Genomic DNA, 25,474 nt, shown 5'->3' with positions numbered 1-25,474 from the left:
ACGCAATGAATTCTCCACACATGGATTACAGCCTGGCGCCTCGCGCCAGCGGGCCGGTGTCTTGGCTGGAAACACTCCTGGTAACGGGCTTGGCCATTGGCCTCGGCTTCTGGCTGACTCCCGAAGACCCGTTGCAAATGCACGGTGGTTTCCCCTGGCCAATCCTGGCGCCACTGCTGTTGGGTGTGCGTTACGGTTTTGTGCGCGGCCTGTTCAGCGCCGTGCTGCTGGTGGCGGCGCTGTTTGCCCTGCGCTACACCGGGCATGCAGGTTATACCCAGCTTGAGCCCTCGTTCATCGTCGGTGTGCTGGTGTGCGGGATGCTGGTGGGTGAGGTTCGCGACCTGTGGGTGCGCCGCCTGGAGCGTCTGCAGATGGCTAACGAATACCGTCAGTACCGCCTCGACGAATTCACCCGTGCCCACCAGATCCTGCGGGTGTCCCATGACCTGCTGGAGCAGCGCGTGGCCGGCAGTGACCAGAGCCTGCGCAGCTCGTTGCTGGGCCTGCGTGAAAAACTGCGCGGCATGCCGGTCGAAGGCGACGCATTGAGCGAGCTGGCCGAGCCGATCGTGGCGATGCTCGGCCAATACGGTGCATTGCGCGTGGCGGGTTTGTACCGCGTCGACGACAGCGAGAAAAACCTACTGCCCCAGGCCTTGGCGATGATCGGCGTGATGGGGCTGCTGGAAACCGATGACGGTTTGATCCGGCTATGCCTGGAGCGCGGCGAACTGGTGAGCGTACGCCAGGAACTGATCGACGCCGGTAACGCCGCGCAGTTTTCCGCGCTGCAGGCCTGCATCCCGTTGATCGATGCCGAAGGCCGCTTGCTGGCGATCCTGGCGGTTCGGCAAATGCCGTTCTTTGCGTTCCAGGACCGCACCTTGAGCCTCTTGTCGCTGCTGGCCGGCCACATTGCCGACCTGTTGCGCCGCGATCCGCAAGTGCTGAGCCTGCCCGATGCGCACGCCCAGCAGTTTTCGTTGCAGCTCAAGCGGTCGTTGGTGGACGTGGAACAGCACACATTGCCCGCCGGGTTGTTCGCGTTCGAGATGACGCGCGCCAACGAGGAACTGTCGCGTCTGATGGAGCGCAGCCAACGTGGCCTGGACTTGCACCTGGCGGTGCGCAACAACCGCGAACATCGCCTGCTGCTGGTGCTGTTGCCGTTGACCAGCCCGGAAGGTACCGAAGGCTACCTGGCGCGGATTGGCATGCTGTTGCACGAGCACTTTGGTATCGACACGGACCTGGACAGCCTGGGTGTGCGGGCCATGCCTTTCAACCTGGAGCCTGGCTGTGATCGCAACGGGCTGCGTAACTTCCTCTACAACGAGTGTGGCCTGAATGATCAGCAAGTGGCTGTTTAGCGGCGCCGTGCTGCTGGAGGCGGGCAGTTGGGCCAGTCTGTGGCTCGATGCGCCACAGATGCACCAACTGCTGGTGTTCACCTTCAGCCATGGCTTGGCCTGCCTGATGCTGTGCGGCGCCGTATGGTTGCTGTTGCCGGCGCGCTACCGGGCGCCTTTGCCGTGGAGCCCACTGTTCATTTTCAGCCTGGCGTTCTTTGTGCCGGTGATCGGCACCCTGGGCGTGGTTGCGTCGATCTTCCCGGCGCTGTACCTGCCGCGTAAACGCGACCAGCAGGCGTGGCGATCGGTGGGGATCCCAAGCCTGCCGTTCCGTGCGCAGGCCCAGACACGCACGCCGATTTTCGCCGATGGCGGTTTGCAGGACGTGCTGCGCCACGCGCCCGATCCCGATCAGCGTCTGGCCGCTTTGCTGGCGACTCGCCGCATGCCTGGCAAGGACGCGGTACCCATCCTCAAGCTGGCCTTGGGTGACCCCAGTGATGACGTGCGTCTCCTGGCGTACTCGATGCTCGACAAGCAGGAAAGTGACATCAACCTGCACATTCAGATGGCGTTGGAACAGTTGGCCGGCGTCAGCCCCCGAACTGCCGGCCCGGTGCACAGCATGCTGGCGCGATGGTATTGGGAATTGGCCTACCTCGGCCTGGCCCAAGGCAGTGTGCTCGAACACGTGCTGAACCAGGCCAGCGAGCATGCCGAGCAAGGTCTGGCGGCCGGTGAGGGCGGTGAGCTGTTGCTGCTGGCCGGCCGTATTGCCCTGGAGCGCGGTGAAAACGAGCGAGCCGAGGCCCTCTTGCACGAGGCTGAGCGAAACGGTCTGGGTGAGGCTCAGTTACTGCCTTTCCATGCCGAGCTGGCGTTTGAAGCGGGTCGCTATCACGAAATCCCCGGGCTGCTCGCCAGGCTGCCGGAAGAAACCCGTCAGCGGCCACCCTTTGCTGAGTTGGTGAGGAGCTGGAATGAATCATAAGGAAGCCACCCCGACGGCCGACATCTGCCTGCTGCTGGAAGGCACATGGCCTTACGTGCGCGGCGGCGTATCGAGCTGGATTCACCAGATGATCCTCGGCCTGCCGGAGCTGACTTTTTCGGTGATGTTCATCGGTGGTCAGCGCTCGGCGTACACCTCGCGGCGTTATGAAGTGCCGGTGAACGTGGTGCACATCGAAGAGGTGTTCCTCGAAGACGCGACGCACCCCGCCGATACCCGTGGCACGCCGCGCGATGCCGACCCACAGCAGTTGGCCGACCTGTATCGCTTTTTGCACCACCCGGACCCGCCCGAGCGGGAGCTGGGTGAGCGCCTGCTCAATTGCATCGCCGAGGGCCATATGACCCTGGATGATGTACTGCGCAGCCGTGCCAGTTGGGAAACCCTCAGCGAAGGCTACCGCCAGCACTGCGCCGACCCATCTTTCGTCAACTATTTCTGGACCCTGCGTTCGTTGCAGTCGCCGTTGCTGATGCTCGCCGAGGCCTCGCGCAAGATGCCGCCAGCGCGGGTGCTGCACTCGATTTCCACCGGTTACGCCGGGCTGCTGGGCTGCATCCTCAAGCACCGCTGGAAATGCACTTACCTGCTGAGCGAACACGGTATTTATACCAAGGAGCGCAAGATCGATCTGGCCCAGGCCACCTGGATTGCCGAAACCTCCGGGCAGGCGCTCAACCGCAGCCTCGACGGGGGCTCGGGGTATATCCGGACCCTGTGGGTGCGCTACTTCGAACGGATCGGCCAACTGGCCTACAACAGCGCCGACAAGATCATTGCCTTGTATGACGGCAACCGTCAGCGTCAGATCAAGGACGGTGCCGATCCGAGCCGCACGGCATTGATCGCCAATGGCATCGACCTGTCGCAGTGGGCCCGCGCCATGGAAACCCGTGAGCCGGGCATTGCACCGGTGGTCGGGTTGATCGGGCGCGTGGTGCCGATCAAGGACGTGAAAACGTTCCTGCGTGCCATGCGCGGCGTGATCAGCGCCATGCCGCATGCCGAAGGCTGGATTGTCGGCCCCGAGGAAGAAGACCCGGAATACGTAAGCGAATGCCGCAGCCTGATGGCGAGCCTGGGGCTTGAAGGCAAAGTGCACTTCCTGGGTTTCCAGCGCATCCAGGACATCTTGCCCAAGCTTGGCCTGATGGTGCTGACCTCGATCAGCGAAGCACAACCCTTGGTGATCCTCGAAGCCTGGGCTGCCGGTACGCCGGTCGTCAGCAGCGACGTCGGCTCATGCCGCGAACTGATCGAAGGCGGCAGCGCCGAAGACCGCGACCTGGGCGTGGCGGGCAAGGTGGTGGCGATTGCCGACCCACAGGCGACGTCCGCCGCGATCCTGGAACTGCTGCGCAGCCCCGAGCGCTGGCAGGCTGCACAGGCCGCCGGCTTGCTGCGGGTCAACCGTTACTACACCGAAGCCCTGATGCTGCAGCGCTACCGCGACCTGTACCAGGCCGCCATGGAGAATAGTTAAATGGCCGGTATTGGCTTCGAACTGCGCAAGATCCTCTCGCGCGACTCATACACCGCCACCTTGCACGCCTATGTGTATGCAGGCCTGATCAGCTCCGGCCCGTGGGTGCTGTCGATCATCAGCGTAATGCTGGTGGGCATCATCAGCCTGGGCCTGCTGTTGCCCAACTCATTGGTGGGGCAGTTTCTGGTCACGGTGACGTACCTGATGGCCAGCTCATTGATCCTGACCGGTGGCCTGCAGTTGTTCTTCACCCGCTTCGTGTCCGACCAGTTGTTCGAGCACAACTACGAGCAGATCCTGCCCAACCTGCTGGGCATATTGTTGATGGTGACGGTCGGTGCCGGGGTGCTGGGGGTTATCGTGCTGGCGCTACTGTTCGATCAACCGCTGGTCTACCGCGTGCTGGTGCTGTCGAACTTCGTGGTGCTGTGCAACCTGTGGCTGGTGATCATCTTTCTCTCGGGGATGAAGAAATACAACCGCATCCTGCTGGTGATGATGGTGGGTTACTCGCTGATGGTCGCGTGCGCCTACCTGCTGAGCTTTCTGAAGATGCCCGGCCTGTTGCTGGCGCTGTTGATCGGGCACGGCAGCCTGTTGTTCCTGTACCTGTACGACATCCTGCGCGAGTACCGTGCCGAGAAAATGATTGCGTTTGATTTTCTCAATCGTCGCAACGTGTTCCTCAGCCTGCTGGTGACCGGGTTCTTCTACAACTTCGGCATCTGGGTCGACAAAATCCTGTTCTGGTTCAACCCAGGCACTTCCAACGAAGTCATAGGCCCGCTGCGCGCCTCGATCCTGTACGACATGCCGATCTTCATCGCTTACTTGGCGATCATCCCCGGCATGGCCGTTTTCCTGGTGCGTATCGAGACCGACTTTGCCGAGTGGTACGACCGCTTGTTCCGTGCCATCCGCGATGGCGAGACCTTGCAGCACATCGGCTCGCTGAAAACCGAGATGACCCTCTCCATCCGCCAGGGCCTGCTGGAAATCTGCAAAGTCCAAGGCCTGACCGTGGTGCTGCTGTTCCTCTTCGCCCCGCGCCTGCTGGAATGGATCGGCATCTCCAGCTACTACCTGCCACTGTTCTACATCGACTTGATCGGCGTGAGCATTCAGGTGGTCTTCATGGCGTTGCTCAACGTGTTCTTCTACCTCGACAAACGCCGCGTGGTCCTGGAACTGTGCGTACTGTTTGCCGTACTCAACGCAGCCCTGACCCTGCTCAGCATGCACCTGGGGCCCAGTTTCTTCGGCTACGGGTTTACGTTGTCGTTGCTGGTGTGTGTACTGCTGGGGCTGGCGCGGCTATCGTCGGCGCTGGAAGATCTGGAGTATGAGACGTTTATGTTGGCGCGGTGATTGGGTTTCAGGTGGTGTGAGAAAGGCACTTGGCGTTCGCGGCAAGTGCCTTTTTTGTTGGGGGCTGAATGGGGCTTTATAGAGAGCGATAACGAACCTCGCCACAAGTTGGACTGCACCATGGCGAGGACAGGCCTTTTCAGTGAGGTCTACTGCGCGCTATTGCCGGGTGACTCCAACACCTTCACCACATCATCAATCACCGCCTTGCTCATCTCCTGCAAATAATGCGAAGCCCAGGCATAACGGTCCGTCTCCCGTGTCATAGCCGCCTCTTCTGCGAGCAGCTTGGCGACATGGAGCAGGTCGGAAACATGGTGCAAGGCTTCATGCAGGGAAACACCGCCATTGACGCGGAACAGAGGTTGGTCGGAGTGAAAGGAGAAGGGGGTGACGCCGAGGGTGGTTAACGCAGACGGACTTGTAGCGGTCATTGGTAAAACTCCCATATCTGGTGAGAACTACCACGTTCGTTCTCAGGCGAATGGGTGGCAGCTGTGCGCAGGCTGAGAAACCGGAGATACAGGAACCCGGCAGACCCGAAGGTCTCCCACGCACAGCCGCCATTGCACGAAATGGTGGGCGAAAAAAAACGCCTGCAAATCGGGTTTTGGGGCGCTTGGTGCGCCTGCATCTTGCCGGGTTCTCAGGCCCGATCGCTGAATTGGCAGCGATGGAACGGAGCGTAGCGTGGTGGGACGTGGGGAGCAATCAGGAATATTGATGGGATGATTTTCAGGCCCTCATTAGGGTGTGTAGGTTGCTACTGAAATTATTGTTTTTATGGCTGGGTCATAATTATTGGCAGTTCATAATTTGGAATAAACGTCGAGATCGGGGGGTTGGTACAGAGGAAGGCGTTCAGCGCCCAGGGGAGGTCTGTTTTTTTCTACTGAGCATGGGGACCTGTGGGGGTGAGAGCGTCCGTGTGGTGTTGGTGGGGGGGCGCCGAATGAAGCTAAACAGGTTGTCCGTTTCCATCAGTTGGCTGACAGCGGGAGTGTGGATGTCACCACCGTAGGATCGCTTTTCGAAGGGACTACAGGTTCAGATGGTTTTTGTGAGGCAGGGGATTTGTTGGGGGCTGCGATGAAGGTCGGCCGTGAGCAGACTGACGAGGCAAGCAACAAGAAGGGGATTTTGGGGGAATGCGGGCTGTGCTTTTTTGAGTGTGGACGTTTTCCCGAAAACCGCAGTATAGATTTTCAGTGTTTCCCAAATCCCAGAAACCACAAAGCCCCGCATTGCGGGGCTTCGAGATATGGTGCGGCACCAGACGAACGGTAATGGTCGGCGGGACTAGGTTTTCTGCGGGTCTGGAACTTGATGGAAAATTTGGCGTACCCCAACTAGTAGCTATAAATAAATTAGCTAGTTGTGGCATTCAGTGGAATCGAATTCGGGTGTTGAGATTCTTAATGTATTTATCTACTTAATATAGCGATGCTCCCAGAGTGCGACATTTAATACACTCATCTTGTTATGAAGATTTTCGTATTGTTTGTTGCCTGTAAAGCACATCTGATGAAGATGGCCATTAGTGGGTCCGAACTGGATCGGAATGATACTGCTAAAAAAACACAATTTTTCTCTATATAGGATCTGTGTCGATAGAGCGCGTCGGAGCATCAGTCAGGATATCTGTTGAATTTTGCAGTTTTGGTTTGGAGAACTTGCACCATTTACTTTCTTGAATAGACGGGGGGAAGACAATTCCTCTCCTTGCTCTCTAAGTATCTGCTTGTGTAATTTGCAGACTATAATTCATAGTCTTAAGGTGGCGGCTAATCCTTAAAAAATTGAGCCGCACGTGGTGATTTGAAAATGTCTGTGGCACATTATCTCGTGCCACATAAAAAGTAACCGTCTATATAGTTTCGAGATCTTCTCGTATCCTATCGGTAAAAATTTTGCTCCGTGCGGCCTCATGTCCTTGTATTTTCAAAGAGGTCATCGTCTTTTTTATTGATTCCGCAGCAGCTTGGAGTGTGGGTATATAGATATCAGAGTTGTCTAGTTCTTCAATCATGTCGGAGTAATCATACCCTTTCAGGAGCTTGCGTTTCTTTTCGTAAAATTGATAAACTAAATATACGAGATGATATTTTAGTTGGCGCAAATCGCCGTGGAGTGTTTCTAGTTTGAAAAGATTCTCTGCCCTTTTTAGTATTAGAGCAGAAATATAGTATGGCTCAAATTTTTCATTTTGCTTGAACATCTTGGTTCTGTTGCTGTTCAAAAGCTCGCCGTAGTAACGATGAGTGCTTTGTGGTTGTGCAAACTGGGCAGCAACATACGCGGCTATCTGTATGGGGAGAGTTACAATTTGGCTCGACTGGACAGTAGGCTCTCCGCCATATTGTTTAGAACGTCGTTCATAGTAGATAGGATTTTTTGTAGAGTGAGATTTGGCTTTGTAAAATTCTTCGAGATCGCGGTGGAACTGCGAAAGTGATTCAAAAGCTTCATCCCTAACTTCAGTCTGACGATTAGTCGCTTTGACTACTTTGCTAGCAAACTCATAATCAGTCGTTTCGATGATTTTAATGACAATATGCGTGTCGTCTAGTAAGTCTTTGGAATTTTCGTGTAGCACATAACTGGTTTGGCATCCATTTACTATCTGGAAGTCAGTAAGTTTTGCCTTTTTGTTAATTAGATCTACTTTTTTGGATATAATCGTTACGCCGTTATTGAATACCGGAAGATTACCTTGGTCGGCCTGGTTTGAGATGGTTGATTTTATTCCGGCATTTACTTTGTTGCCGCCTTGAAAATCTCGAACGTTATCTTCGAATAAGTACTTTTGAAGTTTTCCTTCTGAGTCTGATATAAGAGTAACGTAATCTTTTGCCCTTATGCTGCCAATCCAAGCTTGCCGCGCACCTGGTATTTCCGGCAAAGATACATGATTGCTGAACTCTATTTCTTTTATAGTTTTTCTGTTTATTTCTCGGTATATTTGTTTTAGGATGGCTGCATCAATAAAGTTGAATTTGATGCTAGAGAATAAGCTATTATTTTCAAGCTCTTTTAGCTCCCTTTTCACGCGTCCAGTAATCTGCTCTGGACTATTCCATTCGCCAGTAGTCACAAAATATAGATCCAAGACGGGCGCGTCTTGAAAGTTTAATGAGCTGCGATAGATTTCTTCTTTGATTGATCTAAGATTTTTTATCTCATCATTTTCTGGTATTGCGGGGGTCGAGTCAAAAAAACTTTTTATCCCAAATATTAAGTTGCCTATTTGGTCGCCATTGAATTTTGGTGATTTTTTTGTTTGTATAAATGTAAAGGATACATCTAGGTATCCGTTTTTATCTAGAAAGTAAGGAATGTCTTCTTGGTTTCTTATTATGTTTCCGTTGACGAGAAACGCCGCACCATCTAAGCCGATATCATTCGAACCGCCGACATGTATCGAGCTATATTCAAAGTCTCTAGGGTACTGCTTGGAGACGATACAAAAATTAACGAAATGTTCAAACAGAACTGCTTCATCTAATTTTTCAAGACTGTTGGTTTTTTTGAAGTTTTCGATGTACCCGCCTAGAATTTGATCCTTCATGCGCTCTTCTTTCCATTATAGAACTTAAAAGATGCGGGGTGAGGTACTCCGCGACATGGCAAAATGCTACTGCATGGTGAAAGGTTTTGCTACGCCTAAGCGAGGCGATCGTTATGCCCGGCAGAGCTCTCGGGCGTGGAGCCATAGTCAGGCTATTCACCTGTTTGCGGTCTTGGCCTTGTGGCACTGAACGACGAACACTGGTGCGCCGAATTCCCAGCACCTTGCTCGGACTCGGTACTTTCACATACGGGTTACCGTGAAGCGCGGCCATGGTTCGGTTCACACTGAGCAACCGGTTTTGCGCGGTGGCAATAGCGTAAATGTCCGGCGTAATCCAGCAAAGTCTGCCGATTAATCTGCCGCGCATCGTCAAACCCTGGCCCATCTTCCGAGTGACAGCAGCGTACAAATGCCTGCCAGCGATCACTGTGCGCTTTGACCGTCCCGTAATGCCCACCGCCAAACAGATCTTTCATCGCGTGCGGCCCGGCATAGCTCAATTGCCGGCCGTAGCTAAAATTGCCCCATCGCATCTACCGACTAATGTCATGATCGAGCTCCTCTCGAAGCCAAAACTTTTAAACCTTCCTCACGTCATCCCGCCAAGAATGTTGAGTGTTATCAGGGATCAAGGCCCCTGCGACCTGTGAGGGTTGTCCACTAACGCGGGACTGGCGGCTCTTTACGACCCTGAGCTTGGGCATCTCATGATCTGGCCTCCTAAGCACTTCCGCAGAAGTGGGCGGGTGGAGGCTGCACTGGCTGACGAGACCGGTGCCGCGAGATCCTGAGTCGGGTGAAAGCAGTGATGCGATGATCGGGGCATGCCTGACTGTCAGTCAGGTGCAGTCCATTCCCTGGGCTGGAGGAAACAGGGGTCAGAGGAAACAGGGGTCAGACCACCATTATTGAAACCATGCTCTGACCCCTATTTTCATTGGCTGCCAGCGTGAGATTAGATGTCGCCACCGGTGGATCACTTTTCGAAGGGACTACAGATCCACATGGTTTCTGTGAGTCAGAAGATTTGTTGGAGGCTGCGATAAAAATCGGCCTTGAGCTCACTCACGAGGCAAACAAAAAGAAGGGAAGTTTGGAGAAATGCGGGCTGTGTTTTTTTGAGCTCGGGCATTTTGTGGACGTTTTCCCGAAAACCGCAGTATAGATTTTCAGTGTTTCCCAAACCCCAGAAACCACAAAGCCCCGCATTGCGGGGCTTCGAGATATGGTGCCGGCACCAGGAGTCGAACCCGGGACCTACTGATTACAAGTCCAAACAGAAGGCCAGTATCCATTGGGGAAGAGCTTGGGGTCCATGGTTTTCTGTCATATATGGGAAATGTGAGGCCTATTTTCCCGTTTGATGTGGACACTTTGTGGACACTTTTCGTGCTTTAGGCTTCGCGTGGCTTCGTGATATTTCACGGTGTGAAATCCATCCTTACCCCAGTTTAGGCTTGGTTTCCATTGCTTCGGAGCTGTCATTTCTGGGGGGGCGCTTTCGTGAAATGCCCCACACACGCCCCGTCGGCGGGAGGGGGAAAAGTGCTTTTAGGTTCAAATCTTTTTCGCTCGGTTACCTGTTGAGGCTCTCCGCTATCATTTCGTCGGATGTTCACCACGGCAGAATAGGTCAGCAATATACTGGCTGTGCATACAGTGCTTGTTGAGGTGATGACGATGGACATTGGTGATTTACCCTCGGTGTGGACGGTCCAAATCTGGGAGACTTTTTTTCGAGACGAAGCCGCGCTGCTGAGGAATCCAAGTTCCCATCATAAGGTGCTGGTGAAACAGGCTTATGCGTTGAACAGGTTGCAGCTTATTGACGGGGAAGGTCTCAGTGACTTGCTTGAGCGAGCTGATGGCGCTTTGGAATATGCAGTGGAAGCATTTCTGGATGAGTCGGGTAATCAATAGACAGGGCTTTCTATGCATATGCTGATCACACCTATGCGGTGCAAGGGTGTTGCTTTGAGTCCGCATGAAAGGCGGCGCTATCCGGCGATCAGAGGAGATGTACTTGTCGCCCCGCAGGTAGCGAATGAGCTGGGGCGTAGCTCAAATGTGGCCAGGGTCTCTAAGGGGATGCCGCTTGAGCCCGATCCGCTTCCTCTCCTGCTGGATGCAACTTTATCCGGGATGGCACCCACGGGGTTTGTCCTGAGTGGAATCGAGTATCTGGATGGGTGCGCGTACGCGCAATCTTGGTGGTGCCGTCTAGGATAGCTAAAACCAATCTAGACGTGACAGAGGGGCGAAAGCACATTTCTACTAAAGCCTATTAAAGACTAGTAATTTTTGTTAGTCATTGATAGTCTTTGGTAGGCATTGATAGATGTGGAGATTTTGAATGGACCCGTATCGTAATCCCTTCGCTCCTGGGGCGGGAAGCAGGCCACCCGAACTGGCAGGGCGCGACAAGGTTTTGGAGAGCGCGAGAATCTCTTGCGGCCGGGCGATCTTGGGACGCAGCGCTCGGTCGATAATGCTGCTAGGGTTAAGGGGAACCGGTAAAACAGTATTGCTGAATGAAATTGGAAAAATTGCTGAGGAAGAAGGTCTCCTTGTATCTAAGGTGGAGTCGCCAGAAACTGTAAGCTTGGCGCGACTGCTCTACCCTGAAATGAGACGGGTCATGCGTTCCTTATCAGGGGTTGAGGCTGCAAAGAATCTCGCGGCTCAAGGATTGCGAGGCCTGCGGAGTTTCGCGGCGATTTTTAAAATTGAAGTCGCAGGTGTTGAGATCGGTGTTGAGCCAGAACCAGAACCTGGATTGGCCGATAGTGGAGACCTAGAGCACGATCTACCTGCCCTATTTGCCGTTATCGGAAAGGCCGCGAAAGCCGCGGGTAAGGGTTGGATTCTTCTCATAGATGAAGTGCAGTATCTTTCAGAGAAAGACCTATCTGCACTGATTGTAGCCATTCATCATATGTCTCAAGAAAGATTACCAGTTCTTCTTGTTGGCGCAGGTCTTCCCCAAGTTGCACGTCTTGCTGGAGAGGCAAAATCCTACGCCGAGCGACTATTTCTTTATCCCGCTATTGGTGCCCTAGATGCACCAGATGCCGCGTCAGCGGTCAAGAAACCTTTGATAGAGGAGGAGGCTTCGATAACCGAAGATGCACTTGAAGCCATTGTCGAGCGCACAGCCGGTTACCCCTTCTTTCTTCAAGAATGGGCTTCTGTTACTTGGGACAGCACGGAGGGGCCAGAAATTAATCTCGAAGATGTAAATCAGTCATATACCGAGACCGTAGCCTTGCTTGATGCGGGTTTCTTCAAGGTTCGACTAGATCGGCTGACAAAGGCCGAGATTCTGTTTGTGAAAGCAATGTCCGAGTTGGGAGATGGGCCCTACGCTATGGCGGATATTGCTAACGCAATGGGCCGAACCCAGCGCTCACTTGGTCCTACGCGATCCAACATCATCGCGAAGGGGATGATTTACAGCACTGATCACGGATATCTCGATTTTACAGTTCCACTTTTCGCGGAATACATGCGCCGACAGGGGTAGGGCTACGGCAATGCATATGAACAAAAATGAATTCCTTGGCTTCGGTCGGGGTTTTCAAGAAGGCTATTGATCACCAGCGAAAATCTATAAAAGGGGCGGCGCTCAACCCAGGAGGCATGCGAATCAAAATATTTAACGAATTCAGAGAGTGTCTCATATGTTTGGTGCCGCGCTGTTAGCCATTAGTTGCAGAGGCCGTTTGCCAAGCGGTTATCTAATACTCGCCTCATACTCTTCATAGTGGTCCATGTCTTGTTGGCAGCGATCACACAATCGTCCGTGTTCGGCTTCATAGTCTCTAAGAGTAGTGTTGCATTCAGAACAAACAGGAATGGTTTCCGTGTGCCCACACCAAATACAAAAGCCTTCGTCTCTAGAAAATAAATGGAAAGCGCAGGCGCCACACTCTGAATCAGCTGTACAATAGGAGTCATCGGTATAGTCAAATGAATAATTGTTTGCTAGTGAAAACTCGCTTTCAATTAGCTCAGTGATCGAACTGTCGTGATGACATGCAATACAGCTATATCTAAACTCGGTCGTACCGATGGGTAATGCCCGTTCGGTGTCTTCTTCATGTGGTTCTAAAAGCAAAGAGCCACAACATTCACACTGAGCCGTTCCTAATAGTTCTAGTGCGGTTTCTGGGAAGCCCGCTTTCAACCATTTATTCCGTGATTCTGTGATGTTGCTTGCGTGGAACTCATGATGTTTTAGCATCACCTCCCATGCGTCACCCAAAAGATCTAAAGGCTTCTCATTAAGTTCGTTTTTTATAAAATCTTGAAGTAAAGGGAATAGATTTGCAAGAAAGTTCGTGATTTCGCCAGTGGAGTGCTCAGGGTGAAGATGCTCTAGTGCATTTCGGCATCTTTTAAGTGTGTCGATGGATTTCCAGTTTGTGGATATTTGTAAGCTTTCAAACCTATCTTTTATCGCATTTACATCTATTGTTTTGTTTGGGTTTGGTTTGTTCGGTTGCCAATGTATTTCGTTTTTATCATTGAGTTTTGGTAGTGTCGTCTTTGTCTCAAAAATTAGTTCTGCTGCTTGCTCGCTATTTTTCGCAAAAGAAGCAATTCTATATTTGAAGAGTAATAATACTCCTGCATATAAATTGCGAGCGGCGGAGAGGGCTCTTAATGGATTACCTGTCAGGCCGAGACTATTTTGAAAGTCTTCCACGCCTAGCTGTATCGAACTCACCGCGTTTGACAGAAGTTTTGGAACATCCAAAAGAGGTTTGGGGGCAGGAGTGGGCTTTTTGATCATATGTCTATCCCTAAATGACTGGACTCTCAATGTACAAGAAAGCTGACTATGAGTCATAGCCTTCCCTCCCTTCCAACCCTCTCCGTCATCACCCGCTGGGCTACTCATGGGCTGTATCTGGTTGCTCTGGTTCACCTTCATTGCGCGGGGAGCGGGGCGATTCACGCGTGCATACTATCGCGCGAGGATTGCCGAGTCTTGGCTGAAGCGCCGTACAGCGGCGTGCCGGTAGATGTCATTTTCAAACGCATGGTGAAGCAGCACTGTGTTTTCCCGATGCAATTGGCGAAAGCACCAATTGGCGCCGCTGAGAAATTTCTGGCGAGCATTGTTACGTTTCAGGTTTTGATCAGCCCTTGTCTGTCCACATCGTCATGCGGGAGATGCCTATTTTCTCCGTGACCCGGTCATTCAGGATATTTCCTATTGCCGGAGCCTTGATCCGCCCGCCATGATTGCCAACAACTGGCGCTATATCCGGCGCAGAATCTCTAAAAGGAATTTACCGAATGATCCGAGTAATGGTCTCTCTAGACCTTGTAAACGCTGAGTCTCGACGTGAAGAGTTCTACAAGCTGCTTGCTGTCAAGGGTTGGACCAAGTTGGCTCGCGTAGACACGGTATGGGTATTCAATAAAATGGGCCATACCCAGCAAGATGAGCGCGATGCAGTGGCAGATATCGCTCGCGTGCTAACTGAGGCCGCAATTGAGTTTAAACCCACGCGCATTGACTATGTCGCCCAAGTCGGAAACAACATCGCCATTGAGCGAGTTGTTGAAAAAAGAGCTCGCGACTACGCAGCCTACAACGCATAGTTTTCAAATGGCGTCCGTTCAAACGGACGCCATCGCTTAAAATTCAGCGTTTGAAAGGCAGTTTTGTGGTTCGCTTGTCCTCCCTCAACCCCCGCCCAACCCACTCCGCCACCTGCGTAACAACGGCATTTCCGGCACCAAAAGCCTCCGCAAGGTTGGCCGCATCCAGTCCGAGGCAAAGCCCATCATTTTCAGCCTCTCGCTGCCGCTCAACCATCTGACCCCATCCGTCCGGTTCAGCGACGAAAGTGGTACAGCCCATAGCGATCTGTGATCCGGCTTTGTTTGCCAATAAAGTATTGGCAGCCCAGGCATCCGCGGGCCGTGGCCAGTGCTGCGATTGAGACGCTGGAGATATTGCGTCCACTGGCGCGGCGTCAGCCAGGAGCTGGATGGGGGGCATTCGTCTATAACCCGCGACCAGGAATACGCGGCGACGTTGCTGGGGGACTCCGAAATATTGAGCATTAAGCACTCGCCAAAATCCCACATACCCGCAGTCCGCAAGGGCCCGGATGACTGTCTCAAAGTCGCGGCTATCGTTGACAGCGAGCAGGTTAACGACGTTCTCAAGGACCACCCAGCGAGGTTGTGTTTCCTTGAGGATTCGTATGACTTCCCAAAACAACCCGCTTCTCTCGCCTTGCAGTCCACGGGGTGCGTGGCTGCCGGCGATGCTGATGTCCTGGCAGGGGAAGCCGGCGGTGATAACGTCGACGGCGCACAGGTTGCGGGCCCCGCATTCGCGCACGTCTTCAAATTGGCGTGCATGGGGAAATCGATCGGCAAGCACAGCCCGGTTGATGGGGTTGAGCTCGACTTGCCAGGCGGTGCGGTATCCGGCGTTTTCAAATCCGACATCAAAGCCTCCGATGCCTGCGAACAGGCTGCCAAGGGTGGGTTGGTGCATTCATTTACTCGGTGATGGGGTTGAGCTGTCCGGCGAGCGCCGTGGCAGAGGTTGCGTGTGTTGCGAATTCAGCCGCGTTATCCGGCGGCGGTGTCGGGCCGTGTTTGTGCGCGGCGATGGCGGCGTTCATCTGCTGCACCAGGTCAATCAGGTCGCACAGCACCTGCAGCACGTTGACGCCTTCGGACCCGAGCCACGTTTTGCCGGCCACCAGGCGCTGGCCAATGACCGACACACTTTCGCGCAGGCCCTGGATCCGCTCCCGCATGTCACCGCCAACGGTCGCGTTGTGTTTTTGGCCGACCACCAGGTTCAAATCCCGCCCGGTAGCCATGTGCAGGTCATCAACCGCCGCCAGGCTGGCCGACCCGCCTGACAGCAACTTCAACGCGCCCAACGCCTCGACGGTCTTTATCCCCCCAACCGATTCCGTACTGTGGTCGTCCACCTCCACGATGCTGACCTGATACCGTTCTGCATTCTCAAGCGCCTGCACCTGGCGCTCGCTGGCCCGGTCCGTAATCGTCGCGTCTGTCACTCGCAACCAATTCCCCTCGGCGTCGGCCCGCTGTTGCACCGCCTCACTGTGCTGCCAAACCTGATCCCCCTTCGGCACCCGGGGCAGGCTCAACCCATGCGGCAAGATCTGCAAAATGAACGGCTTGTTCGGCAGCCCATAGGCAAAGCTGACCACCACGACGGTGCCTTCCTGGGGGAATCCATAGAAGCCCATCTCGGCACCGCCGCCGGGAACGGGCAGCGCAACGCCCAGCAGATGGGGTAGATCAGCATCCACTTCACCGTCCGGCCCCAGCACTTCAAGGTCGACGGCATAGCGCGGGCGGAAGTCGTCACACAGTCCAGCCTCTAAAGGTGGATCGGCAACGGCCAGCACCCGGGCAAAACGGGGAAGGTGATAGGCGCCGGCTAATTCCGGGAAGCGCCTTTCGACAATGCGGGTTACGGCTTCTTCCACTTGAGCACCATTTGCGTGCCGGTCAGCGTCACAGCGGTGATGCGCTGACCGTGGTTGATCATTGCGCCAGGGCGCAGGCCGGGTAGGGCGGCGATCTCGGCGCTTTGGTTGCCTTGGCAGCTGTCGAACAGCTCAACGGGCAGTTGCAGCGCCGGGCGCAGGCCCCAGTAACTGTCGGCCCAACTGCCAATGAACACCTCGCCGTCGCCTTGTTGATGCCAGATAAAATCTGGGATGTTGAACACCTGGGCCAGGCTGTCCATGGCTTGAACGCCGCCGCCCAGGGAATAGAAGTAGGGCACACGCACCCGTGCGTACGGCGCATCTGGCACTCGAAAGCGCAGACCGGTCACGCGGCTGACCTCGACCAGTACGGCGCGAAGGTCCACATGCCGCAAGGCCATGGGCAATGGGTAGTCGAGTACTGCCGCGACCTCCCGGCAGAACAGCACCTGTTCCTGGCTATTGGCTGTGGTGCAGCGCTCTACATAGCCGACGAAGTGCCGGTGAAGTGGCTTGTCGTTGTAGCCCAGGTCGAGCGTCACCAGTCCGCGCTGGGCAGTGGGGGATTTGATCGTGAAGCTGGCACGGCCTGGGGTGCGCAGCTCCAGCCTGACATCGTGCTGTACCAGGTCAAAGGGTTGGCCGTTTATCCTTACCATTATATGGGGCTTCAAGAGATGGGCCCCACATAGTCGTCCACGCGCTTCAAGATCCGCTCAAACCCGCTTAACTCGGGCGCATCCGGTTCTCCCGATGGCGCAGCCACGCTGTCCCCGGTGCCGCCTTGCTGTTGCAGGTCTTTATAAGGCCGACGCGTTTCCACCCGCTCAGGATTCGACAACCGCTCAGTCAACGTAAACTGCACCCGCCACGCGGCCAGGCTGTCATCCTCCCGCGCGGTAATCGTGTCGCTGAACATCACCTGCCGTACGCCGAACGCCTCGGCCGTGTCATTGACCACCCGATAGGTTTTGAGCTGCCCGCCACTCGCCGTGGCTTCCGCCAAGCGCATGACCTCCACCAGATGCTGCCGATCGCGATAAGGAATCAACAGTGAAACCGTCAGTGCCTTGGGCTTGAAGCCCTTGTGCGCGCTGTCGGTGTTGCTGGTCTGCCCCGACAGATCGCCGCTCTCGATCCGCAGGTTGGCCGTGACCTTCAACGATTTGCCGTTGATCTTCTGACCATCGAGCAGCAGCGTCATAGGCCCACCAGCTCCTGCACGAAGCTCAACCCATCCTTCGGCCCGACCAACAGCAGCCCCGCGCACAGCACCCATTCATGGCCGGGCGCTGCGTCGGACAACAACTGCCGGCGCAATTCGCCGCCACTTCCCGGGCCAATCAAGCGGGCGACCATGGCCGTATCCGGCCTTGGATTGGCCAACTGCACCTGCAGATCCTTCAACTGCTGATCCCGCGCCGCCGCTTGCCCTGCCTTACGGGCAGCAAGCGCAGACAAGTCCGCCAGCGGTGAACTGTCCGCCGTGTAGCTTTCCAGTGCGGCCAACTGCCCCGACAGCGAACGCTTCGCCGCCTGGGTAATGGTGCAGCGTTCCAACGGCAAGGTGCCCCAGCTCGGTAGCGCGGCGGCGGTAGGCAACTCCCATTTTTCCGTCTCAAGCTGAGATAGGTACCGTGCTCGCTTCTCGGCGCGCTGCAACTCCGGTATCGGCATCAAGGTATTGAACCGGGCCAGCGCGTTAGCCAGCTGCTTATAGTGGGTGGTTAAAAACATCAACGCCAACGCGTGACCGCCAGCGCCATCCAGCAGCTTGTCGGCCAGCAACTGCAACAGGTTCGGTGCAGACAAAAAACGCTGATACCCACGGCCCTGTCCAACACCGCTTTGAAACGGCGTAATCACCATGCAGGCGGGCGCCTGCCCCATCTGCCCGGCCATGGCAGCACGCCCGGCGGTGACGGCAGCTTTTGCAGCGGGCCCAACCGGGCCTGGGTTGGTGATCGCCAAACCATCCAGTTCAGCAAGGCGCTTGGCAGTGCTTTCCAGTTCAGTGCCTGCCATCGTTTTCGCCGACCCCAGATCGTCCATCCACTTTGTTGCCTGAGCAGGCCAACGCATGGCCACTGGCGCCCAGGTCACTCTGGCACGCCCCACTCAATGGCCTGCATCGTCGCCAAGTCTTTATCAGTGAGGGTTTTTGCCAATGCCCGTTTCAACACGTCGGCGTGCTGCAGCGCAGTTTGCTTATGCTTGAGCAGGTGCAGGCCCACGGCATAGAGTTGATCGTCGGTATGGTCGCGGTAGGTCTTCTGTTCGTCATCACCGTAGCAAGGGTAAGGCGCGTCCAGCCCGCTCAAAACCAGCCCCGTCAGGTTCAGTTGGTCCTCTATCGCGCTGTCGTAACGGTAAGTTTGCCCCAGGGCGTCAGAGGTAAAACCGGAGGCGATCAGTGCGGCGCAGCGGCTGTTGATCATCTCCAGCTTCTGCGGATACAGCCGAGCCAGCACTGTGTCCAGGTCGTCGACCCAACGGCCGTTTTTCCATACCTGCCCTGGTTGCGGGCGCAGCACGGTATAGCCGTTGGGGATCGGTCCTACGCCGGTTAACGTCAGCGGCTCGCGGGTACTGGTGTGGTAGACGATCAACCCATTGAAGTAGTCCAGCAATTGCCAGCGCTTGCCGTTCCAGTGCTGGATTTTGTCTTCAGGCGCCTCGGGTGGGGCCACTTCTACACAGCCACCCGGCATCAGAAACACGCCCGGCTCCAGCGGGGACTCATCGGCGGTGACGGGGCCCACATACAGGCCCAGGTGGTTGGTTTGGTACACGGTTTTGGTCAGCATGTCGGGCCTCAGTATTTGATGCAGATGAGCAGCGCCTGGTTGACCGGGCGTGCCTCACCGCCGCCGGATGTGGCGATAGTCACACTGTGCGTGTGCGCGGGTTGCTGGCCGGTGGTTGCGTCGTGAGTGTGGTTTCCGCCGCTGGCCACGCTGATGTTGTGTGTGTGAGCGCCTGCGGCTGAGGTATTTGCACCGTGAGACGCGCCCACGGAGTAGTGACCGCCGCCCTGGCCCGAGGCGATGTTTAGAGCGATTGGCCAAGTCAGGTGGCTGTGTACACCTTGCACGTCGCTGGATGCGGCGTGGGCGTGCTCGCCATTGGCGCTGATCGTGATGCTATGGTTGTGCGCGCCTTGGGCGTCAACGCTGGCCACATGATCATGCGCCGCGTTTTGACCGAGCTGATCACTGCCCAGTGCCCGGCCTGCATCCAGCCCACGTCCTTCATCCAGGCCACGCACAAACAGCCCGCGACTGTCGCCGATATTGAACGTGGTGCTGCCATCGCCGGCACCGTAACGCGTGCCGATCACGGCGAATAGTTTGGCGAAGACCGTCCGGGACACGTTGGCGCCGTTGCGCTTGAGCCAGCCCGGCGGGGCGGTGGGCATGTCGAAGGCAGCAACCATACCCACCAACGAATCGCTGATTTTCTGGTCCAGATTGTTCAGCGCCTTGGTGGTGGCCAGGATCTCGCTGCTATTGGTTGCCGGGTCATCGCTTTTCTCGTTGGGCAATTGATCCAGCCCCACGTCAGCCTTGGTCGTCGCCCGTGCGCGCAGCTCTTTGTAATCCCCGTTTCGAAATGCAAATTGCTGTACCAGTGGACCGTTGATCGGCTCTACATTGCGTAAGTCCGTCACAGATCGCGAATCGGCCAACTGTGCCAGGGGGACGCAGTAATGTTGAACGCCCGCAACGTCTTTGTAATCGGGCAGATCTTCGCCCCACGCCATTGACCACTGCACGCCCACGCTGTTTTCCTGGCGCACAAGGGCCACGTCCAGATACGCCTTGGTGGGAAGCTCGGGCGGTTCGACAGGAAGGGCGTCTGCCTGATGAATACGCAGGCCTTCGACATACGCCAACCCAGGCTTGAGCTGGTAAGCCCCCTCAACCTGCACCAACTGCAACCCATCACCAAAGAAACACGCCCGCCCAAACACGTCCCGATTCGCCAACCGCTCGCGCTCATCGATGTCGCGCAGGCGCACCGTAAAGTCATGCTGCCAAGTACTGGCGTCGATGGTCACCGCGGTCAGTTCTTGGGCCCCATCAAACACCAGCAGCATGTTGCGCGTGACGTTGTTGCCGATCTGATGCGGCGGGATGTTCTTACGCTTTTGCTGCACCGGCACGTACCCCACGGCCAGCAGCACATCTTCATCACTGACCAAGCCGATCCAGTTCCAGTCGAAGTCGCCGATATCGCTGCCCATCATCAGGCTGTACACCACCTGATTAGGGTTCACGAAGCCTTTCTGGGTGTAGATCTGGGTGTGCACGATCTGCCCCGGCGGTGGCCTTGGCGCGTCTCGGTCCACTGGTTTTGTCGGGTCCAGGTTCGGCACCAGAGCCAGCACAAAGCGGCGGACTAGCAGCACTTCATGGGCGGCCTGTTTCTCGGCAATCAGCCGTTCGCCGGCGCGGGTAATGCTCGCGGTCATGGCGGGCTCCTAGAGCGTGGCGACCAGCGTTTGCTGGTCGTCGTTAAAGTCGGCCAGCGCCATCAGCAGCGTGACGGGGGTGATCGTCTCGAAGTCGTAGCGGCGGCACGTGCGTCCGTATTGCTGCACGATCACGCGCAGCAACTCGGGGTTGTCCGAGAGCTGCGAGTCACTGAGTTTGAGTACCACCACGTCCCAATCCCGTTCGGGCAGGCGTTCTTCGATCTCCACATAGCCGACGCCCAGACGATTGAGGATCCGCATCAGCCCCGCTGTAGAACCGGCGTCGACAGAGTTGATGAAGGCGAATTTCACGCGCATGCGATAGAGGCTTTCCGACTCGCCGCGATAGCGGGTAATGTCGCGCTGCCAGGCAATTAGGTCGAGAATGGTCAGGTGACAGTGCTCCGCGTCCATTTGCAGCAAAGGCCACTGCACCCAGTCCTCGACGGTTTCCCACCAGGCTTGGGCGATGGATTTGAGCTTGGTCAGCTCGCCGGCATTCAGCCAAAAGGGCAGGTTTAGCTTAAGCATCGAGCAGCACCTCGAGGGCTTCGATCCGGGGAATGTTCAGCTCTGAGAGGATGTCGGCATTGCTGAACCGCAGGGATTCAATGCGTGGGAATTGTGCGTGCAGCTCTTCGCCCAATCGGCTGAATGAAAACCGCGACTGTGGATAAGTCAGCGTCGGCTGATAATCGGCCGCAGTGCTTTCCCGGAAGGCGGCACGGATGAATTGTTCGATCTGCGTGGCGAGCTGACGGCGCTGGTCCTGGGTCAGGTTGGCACGCGGCCATACCTTCACCTCAAGCGTGTGCACAGTCTCGGGCATCACGTAGACCATCAGATCGTCACCGTGGCCATGGTTGCCGTCGTCGCGGATGTGCGCGTTGATCTTCTCCAGGTACTCGTCTGCCGGCACCCCGGCGTCGAACAGCACGTAAGCATTGGCGCTGCCGGGCCCACGTGGCGCTCCGTGTTTGAAGTACACACCGTCGGGGTGCACACCGGGAAAGGCGGTGATCATGGCGCGGTACACTGCGTCGGTGTGGTACTGGTTCACCGCTGAAAACTGATTGCGCACCCGCAGGCGCAGCTGGTCGTTGGGTTCGGCGTCGGCGCCCGGTTGGGTCAGCCAATCGTCGGTGTTGACCACCTGCACAATGCCCGGTACCGGCACCGGCAGAATGGCGTAGTAACCCGGCGCCAGGTTGTAGCCGCTGCCAGCCTCAATGGCCTCGACGGGGATAGCCAGTTGAGCTTCGCCGTCAGCAAAGGTGCCGGGCAGGGTAGTGATCAGCTCGTAAACATGCCCGTTGATGGCGGCCGATTGCACCCGCGTACCCGCTGGCACCTCAAGCGTCCCTGCCGCTGTGGCGCGGGTAAACAACAACGCGCCTAGGGCTTTGGTCGAGGGCTTGCGCTCAACGTTGACCGCCCAGGCGAGCGTATCCAGCCAGGCATCCACGGCGGTCTGCACAAAAAAGTTGGGCAGCACCGTGTCGATGATGAACTGGATCAGCCATAACACCGGCTGAGTCACCAGCGCCGACACGATGCGCCAGAACGGCGAATAGGCGCTGGTGTTGCTGATCTTGCTGCCTTGTTCGGCGGCCTGTTTTTCCCAGGCCTTTTTCAGTTCGGCCTCGGTGGTGGGGATGTTGGCGTCCCGCAGCGCCTGCTTAAAATCCGCGCTCACACCATCACCTTCACATCGCCGAATTTCACGGTGGCTGCGGTTACCAGGTACTCGCCTGGCGCTTGCCGCAGGATCCTTACCGTGCCGGGCACCAGACGCACGTCGTCTTCCACGCGCAGCTCCAGCTGTTGCAGGCAATCGCGCTGGCGCAGTGGGTCGCGCTCGGCGATCAGGGTTACCAACAAGCCGCTTTCGCGGATCATGTGCGCGATGTCCTGAGCGATGCTGGCGCGGTCATCGATCAGCAGCGGTTGGTTGGACGGGTCCAGCACCAGGTCATTGCCGGCAATCAGCAGGTCGATGTAATCGCTCATCCCGCCATCCCCAGCAGCCCTTCCAGCTCATGGGCGGTCATGGGCTTGTTAGTGTGGATCTCGATTTTTTCCACATGGGTGCCCCGATTCTGCGTGGCGGTGTTTTGGATGCTGGTGAGCAAACCGCCCGGTGGCACGGCGTTGGCGCGGTTGGGGGAAAGCGAAGGGATTGCCGCGTTAATCGTTTGTTGGGCGCGCTGCGCGGCCTCAAGGCTGTCGAGGTCCGGCCCGGTTGGCAGTGCGCCAAACCGCGCCTGGATGTCCACGCCGGGAATGGTGTTGAGCATCGCGATCAGGCCGTTGATGGCGCTGTGAAAGATCGCAACGATCCCATCCCACGCGGCTTTGGCCATGCCCGACCAACCGCCCATGGCATCGAACCAGGCCGACAGCGCCGCCAACTGCTCGCTGACCCACTGGAACGCGGCGGTGTTCATCAGGGCTGTAGTCCACTCACCCCAGAAATAAACGACCGCCACGATCACCGCCACCAGGGCAACAATGCCCAACACAATCCAGGTCACCGGGTTGGCCCACAGCGCGGCGTTGGTCAGCCAGATCGCGGCCTGCCACAGCGTCATCGCGCCTTTGACCAGACCGAACCACAGCACCAGCGACGCCAGGCCCGCCACGTACAGTGTCACCAGCAGGATCTGCATCAGGTACGCGCCGACGCTGCGCCACGCCACTAGGTTCAGCAGCTTCCACAGCGCGATAACCGGGACGGCCACGGTGCGCCACACGCCAAAGGTGAAGGTCATCAGCGCGACGAGGGCGGTCAGCCCGAGGACGGTGAGCGCGGTCAAGCCGATCACCCGCGTCAGGTTGGGAAACAACGTGGTCCAACGCACCACCGACGAGCCGCCCTCGGCCAGCCGCTCAATGATCGGGTTAAGCGTGGGCAGCAGCTTCTGGCCGAAGGCGATGCGCACTGCCAGGACGGCGTGTTCAAAGCGCTCCCACGGGTCCGCAATGGTCCTGGCCATCTTCTCGGCCTGTTCCATGCCTTTGACTTTGCCCAACTGATCGATGCTGTTGGCCAGGTCGCCGGTCTTGGGCAGCAGCTGAGTAATCAGCCCCATCGCCTGCTTGCCGCCGAAGGCCTTGCTGATCAGATCGGTTTCAGCGGCATCCAACTCACCATACTTGGCGTTGATCTTCGCCAGGATGTCGAGCATCGGCAGCAAGCGGCCCTTGCTGTCGGTGAACGACAAGCCCAGCTTGGCCTGCGCGCCGTAGGCCCCGGCGAGAAAGGCGCGGTACTTGGTCCCGGCTTCGCCGCCGCTCATGGTCGCCTGCAGCGTGCCCAGGATGGCGATCTGTTCGGCCGCCTGGATACCTGCCGACGTCGCGCTGGCGCCGAGCGCGGTAAACGCGTTGCTCATGCCCTGGCCAGTGGTCTTGAACATCTGCACGGCGGTGGCGGTTTGCCCGGTCAGTTGCTCAACCCAGGCGACCTTACCCATGGCGTCGGCCTGTTTCTGAAAGATCCCGTACATCGTGCCGACGTAACCGGTCACGGTCGCCGCGTCGGCTTTGGTTGCCTTGGCTAGCACGTTGGACGCGTTGGTAAACACGGCCAGCTGGTTGCCTGTGAGCCCCGCAATAGCGCTCTGAATGTCATAGGCCGAACGCACAAACCCGGTAGCGCTTTCGCCGTAGGCAATGCTGAATTGCAAGGACTTCTGGTTGAGCAGATCCAGCGCATCCGCCGCCACGCCCAGGCTTTCCACTTCGCCCAGCGCGGCGTTCTGACCCAGCGCCGGGGCCATGGCGGCCTTGAGTGCGTGTGCCGCGCCGATCATACCGGCCATGCCTACGCCCATCTGCACCAGGCCTTTTTGACCTTGCATCGCCAAATCGCTAAAGCCGGTTTTGACCTTGCCCAGGGGCTGGCTCACGCGGTCTACCAGGCGCAGGATGAAGTCGAGTTTGCTGGTGGCGGCTGCGCTCATTTAAGCCAACACCACAGTACCTGCGGCACCCACGGTTTTCAGGCGCTCTTGAGCGATTTGCACGTTGTGCTGCAGGGCTTCACTGGCCAGCCATCGGTAGCCCTCAAGCGCAGCAGCTACCAGCGTGCTTCCCGAGCCTGCAAACGGGTCGAGAATGACGCCACCAGGCTCGCAAATTTTAACGAGGGCCCGCATGAGCGCAGTGGGTTTTCCCGTGATATGAAATTTGTCTTTTCGGCGTACCGGTTCGCGAACAACACCGGGCAGAGGGGGCACGGATCGGCCGAGCGGCATTGCGCCTTTGCTGCCCCAGACGATGTACTCGGCCTGAGCGCTGAAGCGGCCCTTCTGCGGACGTACTCCCTCGGTCTTGTCCCATACAGCGATGCCGCGCCAGGTGAAGTCTGCCGCCTGTAGTGCATCGGTGGTCAGAGGCAATTGCCGCCAATCGCTGAATAGGCAAACCGGTGCCCCGGTTTTCAAAGCCCTGAATGCTTCGGTCAGCCACAGCACGTACCACCGCAAATGGGAGCGCTGGTCGCGCTGATCACCCATAAATTCTGGGTACAGGACGCTGCCGCCACTCTGTAAATACTTCTCCGAGGGCGCTTGTTGGCGCGCCCCTACGTGCAAGCCGCCGCTTGAGTACGGCGGATCTGTAATCAAGGCATCTACAGAGCAGTCGGGAATCTGTTCGAGGTAACGCAAACAGTCGCCGTGAAACATTAGGTTTTCCAA

General features: G+C 56.8%; 23 protein-coding genes and 1 pseudogene. 8 read left to right on the top strand and 16 right to left on the bottom strand.

Features of this window, described 5'->3' with window-relative positions:
• The first annotated feature begins 5 nt into the window (after positions 1-5).
• From BM110_RS13195 to pelG, 4 genes are read left to right on the top strand one after another with little or no spacing between them, the layout of a single operon-like run.
• Positions 6-1,373: a PelD GGDEF domain-containing protein gene (locus BM110_RS13195; RefSeq protein ID WP_256575403.1), complete on the top strand. Its 1,368-nt coding sequence runs from the start codon at positions 6-8 to the stop codon at positions 1,371-1,373.
• Complete coding sequence (locus BM110_RS13190) at positions 1,351-2,346, top strand: HEAT repeat domain-containing protein (protein ID WP_071492456.1); 996 nt, start codon at positions 1,351-1,353, stop codon at positions 2,344-2,346. Before BM110_RS13195 ends, BM110_RS13190 begins: the two co-directional genes overlap by 23 nt.
• Entirely contained in the window at positions 2,336-3,850 is a 1,515-nt protein-coding gene (gene pelF / locus BM110_RS13185; protein WP_093513557.1) for a GT4 family glycosyltransferase PelF, read from the top strand. Before BM110_RS13190 ends, pelF begins: the two co-directional genes overlap by 11 nt.
• Positions 3,851-5,221, top strand: a complete 1,371-nt coding sequence (gene pelG / locus BM110_RS13180) for an exopolysaccharide Pel transporter PelG (RefSeq protein ID WP_093513556.1) — start codon at positions 3,851-3,853, stop codon at positions 5,219-5,221.
• A gap of 149 nt (positions 5,222-5,370) precedes the next feature.
• Here pelG and BM110_RS13175 read toward each other — a convergent pair whose 3' ends face one another.
• From BM110_RS13175 to BM110_RS29830, 3 genes and pseudogenes are all read right to left on the bottom strand, one after another.
• Positions 5,371-5,655 (bottom strand): DUF3077 domain-containing protein, encoded by a 285-nt coding sequence (locus BM110_RS13175; RefSeq protein WP_093513555.1) that lies wholly within the window; start codon positions 5,653-5,655, stop codon positions 5,371-5,373.
• 1,433 nt (positions 5,656-7,088) lie between these two features.
• Positions 7,089-8,789 (bottom strand): AIPR family protein, encoded by a 1,701-nt coding sequence (locus BM110_RS13170; RefSeq protein ID WP_093513554.1) that lies wholly within the window; start codon positions 8,787-8,789, stop codon positions 7,089-7,091.
• A 156-nt stretch (positions 8,790-8,945) separates the two neighbouring features.
• Positions 8,946-9,342, bottom strand: a pseudogene (locus BM110_RS29830) (integrase); the annotation flags it as partial.
• 1,130 nt (positions 9,343-10,472) lie between these two features.
• On the opposite strand from BM110_RS29830, the gene BM110_RS13160 reads away from it, so the two are divergent.
• From BM110_RS13160 to BM110_RS13150, 3 genes are all read left to right on the top strand, one after another.
• Positions 10,473-10,712, top strand: a complete 240-nt coding sequence (locus BM110_RS13160) for a hypothetical protein (RefSeq protein ID WP_093513553.1) — start codon at positions 10,473-10,475, stop codon at positions 10,710-10,712.
• Between the two features lie 12 nt (positions 10,713-10,724).
• Positions 10,725-11,021, top strand: coding sequence for a hypothetical protein (locus BM110_RS29825; protein WP_093513552.1), 297 nt, complete (start codon positions 10,725-10,727; stop codon positions 11,019-11,021).
• A gap of 124 nt (positions 11,022-11,145) precedes the next feature.
• On the top strand, positions 11,146-12,315 hold the full coding sequence (locus BM110_RS13150; protein WP_093513551.1) for an ATP-binding protein: 1,170 nt from the start codon (positions 11,146-11,148) through the stop codon (positions 12,313-12,315).
• A 210-nt stretch (positions 12,316-12,525) separates the two neighbouring features.
• Here the strand turns inward: BM110_RS13150 and BM110_RS29350 are convergent, their stop codons facing one another.
• Positions 12,526-13,587 (bottom strand): hypothetical protein, encoded by a 1,062-nt coding sequence (locus BM110_RS29350; RefSeq protein WP_139220332.1) that lies wholly within the window; start codon positions 13,585-13,587, stop codon positions 12,526-12,528.
• Between the two features lie 509 nt (positions 13,588-14,096).
• On the opposite strand from BM110_RS29350, the gene BM110_RS13140 reads away from it, so the two are divergent.
• The gene (locus BM110_RS13140) at positions 14,097-14,405 is read left to right on the top strand and encodes a hypothetical protein (protein ID WP_093513549.1); all 309 of its coding nucleotides are present in this window, start codon (positions 14,097-14,099) and stop codon (positions 14,403-14,405) included.
• Between the two features lie 43 nt (positions 14,406-14,448).
• Here BM110_RS13140 and BM110_RS13135 read toward each other — a convergent pair whose 3' ends face one another.
• From BM110_RS13135 to BM110_RS13080, 12 genes are read right to left on the bottom strand one after another with little or no spacing between them, the layout of a single operon-like run.
• Positions 14,449-15,315, bottom strand: a complete 867-nt coding sequence (locus BM110_RS13135; RefSeq protein ID WP_093513548.1) for a DNA cytosine methyltransferase — start codon at positions 15,313-15,315, stop codon at positions 14,449-14,451.
• Between the two features lie 4 nt (positions 15,316-15,319).
• Positions 15,320-16,291, bottom strand: a complete 972-nt coding sequence (locus BM110_RS13130) for a 2-isopropylmalate synthase (RefSeq protein WP_093513547.1) — start codon at positions 16,289-16,291, stop codon at positions 15,320-15,322.
• Positions 16,276-16,953, bottom strand: a complete 678-nt coding sequence (locus BM110_RS13125) for a hypothetical protein (RefSeq protein WP_371914791.1) — start codon at positions 16,951-16,953, stop codon at positions 16,276-16,278. Before BM110_RS13125 ends, BM110_RS13130 begins: the two co-directional genes overlap by 16 nt.
• Before the next feature lie 11 nt (positions 16,954-16,964).
• Positions 16,965-17,498 carry a baseplate complex protein gene (locus tag BM110_RS13120; RefSeq protein WP_093513545.1) on the bottom strand — a complete coding sequence of 178 codons (534 nt, stop codon included), beginning with the start codon at positions 17,496-17,498 and terminating at the stop codon, positions 16,965-16,967.
• Complete coding sequence (locus BM110_RS13115; protein ID WP_093513544.1) at positions 17,495-18,397, bottom strand: hypothetical protein; 903 nt, start codon at positions 18,395-18,397, stop codon at positions 17,495-17,497. Before BM110_RS13115 ends, BM110_RS13120 begins: the two co-directional genes overlap by 4 nt.
• Positions 18,394-19,101: a DUF4376 domain-containing protein gene (locus tag BM110_RS13110; RefSeq protein ID WP_093513543.1), complete on the bottom strand. Its 708-nt coding sequence runs from the start codon at positions 19,099-19,101 to the stop codon at positions 18,394-18,396. Before BM110_RS13110 ends, BM110_RS13115 begins: the two co-directional genes overlap by 4 nt.
• 8 nt (positions 19,102-19,109) lie before the next feature.
• The gene (locus tag BM110_RS13105; protein ID WP_093513542.1) at positions 19,110-20,768 is read right to left on the bottom strand and encodes a phage tail-collar fiber domain-containing protein; all 1,659 of its coding nucleotides are present in this window, start codon (positions 20,766-20,768) and stop codon (positions 19,110-19,112) included.
• A gap of 9 nt (positions 20,769-20,777) precedes the next feature.
• A complete protein-coding gene (locus BM110_RS13100) occupies positions 20,778-21,302 on the bottom strand; it encodes a phage tail protein (protein WP_093513541.1) in 525 nt (174 codons plus the stop codon).
• Positions 21,295-22,467, bottom strand: a complete 1,173-nt coding sequence (locus BM110_RS13095; RefSeq protein ID WP_093513540.1) for a baseplate J/gp47 family protein — start codon at positions 22,465-22,467, stop codon at positions 21,295-21,297. Before BM110_RS13095 ends, BM110_RS13100 begins: the two co-directional genes overlap by 8 nt.
• The gene (locus BM110_RS13090) at positions 22,464-22,781 is read right to left on the bottom strand and encodes a DUF2590 family protein (RefSeq protein ID WP_093513539.1); all 318 of its coding nucleotides are present in this window, start codon (positions 22,779-22,781) and stop codon (positions 22,464-22,466) included. Before BM110_RS13090 ends, BM110_RS13095 begins: the two co-directional genes overlap by 4 nt.
• Complete coding sequence (locus BM110_RS13085) at positions 22,778-24,736, bottom strand: phage tail tape measure protein (protein WP_093513538.1); 1,959 nt, start codon at positions 24,734-24,736, stop codon at positions 22,778-22,780. The genes BM110_RS13090 and BM110_RS13085 overlap by 4 nt, the downstream gene beginning before the upstream one ends.
• On the bottom strand, positions 24,737-25,462 hold the full coding sequence (locus tag BM110_RS13080) for a DNA-methyltransferase (RefSeq protein ID WP_093513537.1): 726 nt from the start codon (positions 25,460-25,462) through the stop codon (positions 24,737-24,739). It lies immediately after the preceding gene.
• Positions 25,463-25,474: the final 12 nt, after the last annotated feature.

This window comes from Pseudomonas sp. NFPP28 (assembly GCF_900115535.1).
In the GTDB taxonomy this organism is placed as follows: domain Bacteria; phylum Pseudomonadota; class Gammaproteobacteria; order Pseudomonadales; family Pseudomonadaceae; genus Aquipseudomonas; species Aquipseudomonas extremorientalis.
This window is presented reverse-complemented; position numbering and strand designations above follow the sequence as displayed.

Bases quoted from the DNA above. Each gene is read 5' to 3' on its own strand.
- BM110_RS13195 (WP_256575403.1), top strand. From the start codon at position 6: ATGAATTCTCCACACATGGATTACAGCCTGGCGCCTCGCGCCAGCGGG.
- BM110_RS13190 (WP_071492456.1), top strand. From the start codon at position 1,351: ATGATCAGCAAGTGGCTGTTTAGCGGCGCCGTGCTGCTGGAGGCGGGC.
- pelF (WP_093513557.1), top strand. From the start codon at position 2,336: ATGAATCATAAGGAAGCCACCCCGACGGCCGACATCTGCCTGCTGCTG.
- pelG (WP_093513556.1), top strand. From the start codon at position 3,851: ATGGCCGGTATTGGCTTCGAACTGCGCAAGATCCTCTCGCGCGACTCA.
- BM110_RS13175 (WP_093513555.1), bottom strand. From the start codon at position 5,655: ATGACCGCTACAAGTCCGTCTGCGTTAACCACCCTCGGCGTCACCCCC.
- BM110_RS13170 (WP_093513554.1), bottom strand. From the start codon at position 8,789: ATGAAGGATCAAATTCTAGGCGGGTACATCGAAAACTTCAAAAAAACC.
- BM110_RS13160 (WP_093513553.1), top strand. From the start codon at position 10,473: ATGGACATTGGTGATTTACCCTCGGTGTGGACGGTCCAAATCTGGGAG.
- BM110_RS29825 (WP_093513552.1), top strand. From the start codon at position 10,725: ATGCATATGCTGATCACACCTATGCGGTGCAAGGGTGTTGCTTTGAGT.
- BM110_RS13150 (WP_093513551.1), top strand. From the start codon at position 11,146: ATGGACCCGTATCGTAATCCCTTCGCTCCTGGGGCGGGAAGCAGGCCA.
- BM110_RS29350 (WP_139220332.1), bottom strand. From the start codon at position 13,587: ATGATCAAAAAGCCCACTCCTGCCCCCAAACCTCTTTTGGATGTTCCA.
- BM110_RS13140 (WP_093513549.1), top strand. From the start codon at position 14,097: ATGATCCGAGTAATGGTCTCTCTAGACCTTGTAAACGCTGAGTCTCGA.
- BM110_RS13135 (WP_093513548.1), bottom strand. From the start codon at position 15,315: ATGCACCAACCCACCCTTGGCAGCCTGTTCGCAGGCATCGGAGGCTTT.
- BM110_RS13125 (WP_371914791.1), bottom strand. From the start codon at position 16,953: ATGGTAAGGATAAACGGCCAACCCTTTGACCTGGTACAGCACGATGTC.
- BM110_RS13120 (WP_093513545.1), bottom strand. From the start codon at position 17,498: ATGACGCTGCTGCTCGATGGTCAGAAGATCAACGGCAAATCGTTGAAG.
- BM110_RS13110 (WP_093513543.1), bottom strand. From the start codon at position 19,101: ATGCTGACCAAAACCGTGTACCAAACCAACCACCTGGGCCTGTATGTG.
- BM110_RS13105 (WP_093513542.1), bottom strand. From the start codon at position 20,768: ATGACCGCGAGCATTACCCGCGCCGGCGAACGGCTGATTGCCGAGAAA.
- BM110_RS13100 (WP_093513541.1), bottom strand. From the start codon at position 21,302: ATGCTTAAGCTAAACCTGCCCTTTTGGCTGAATGCCGGCGAGCTGACC.
- BM110_RS13090 (WP_093513539.1), bottom strand. From the start codon at position 22,781: ATGAGCGATTACATCGACCTGCTGATTGCCGGCAATGACCTGGTGCTG.
- BM110_RS13085 (WP_093513538.1), bottom strand. From the start codon at position 24,736: ATGAGCGCAGCCGCCACCAGCAAACTCGACTTCATCCTGCGCCTGGTA.
- BM110_RS13080 (WP_093513537.1), bottom strand. From the start codon at position 25,462: ATGTTTCACGGCGACTGTTTGCGTTACCTCGAACAGATTCCCGACTGC.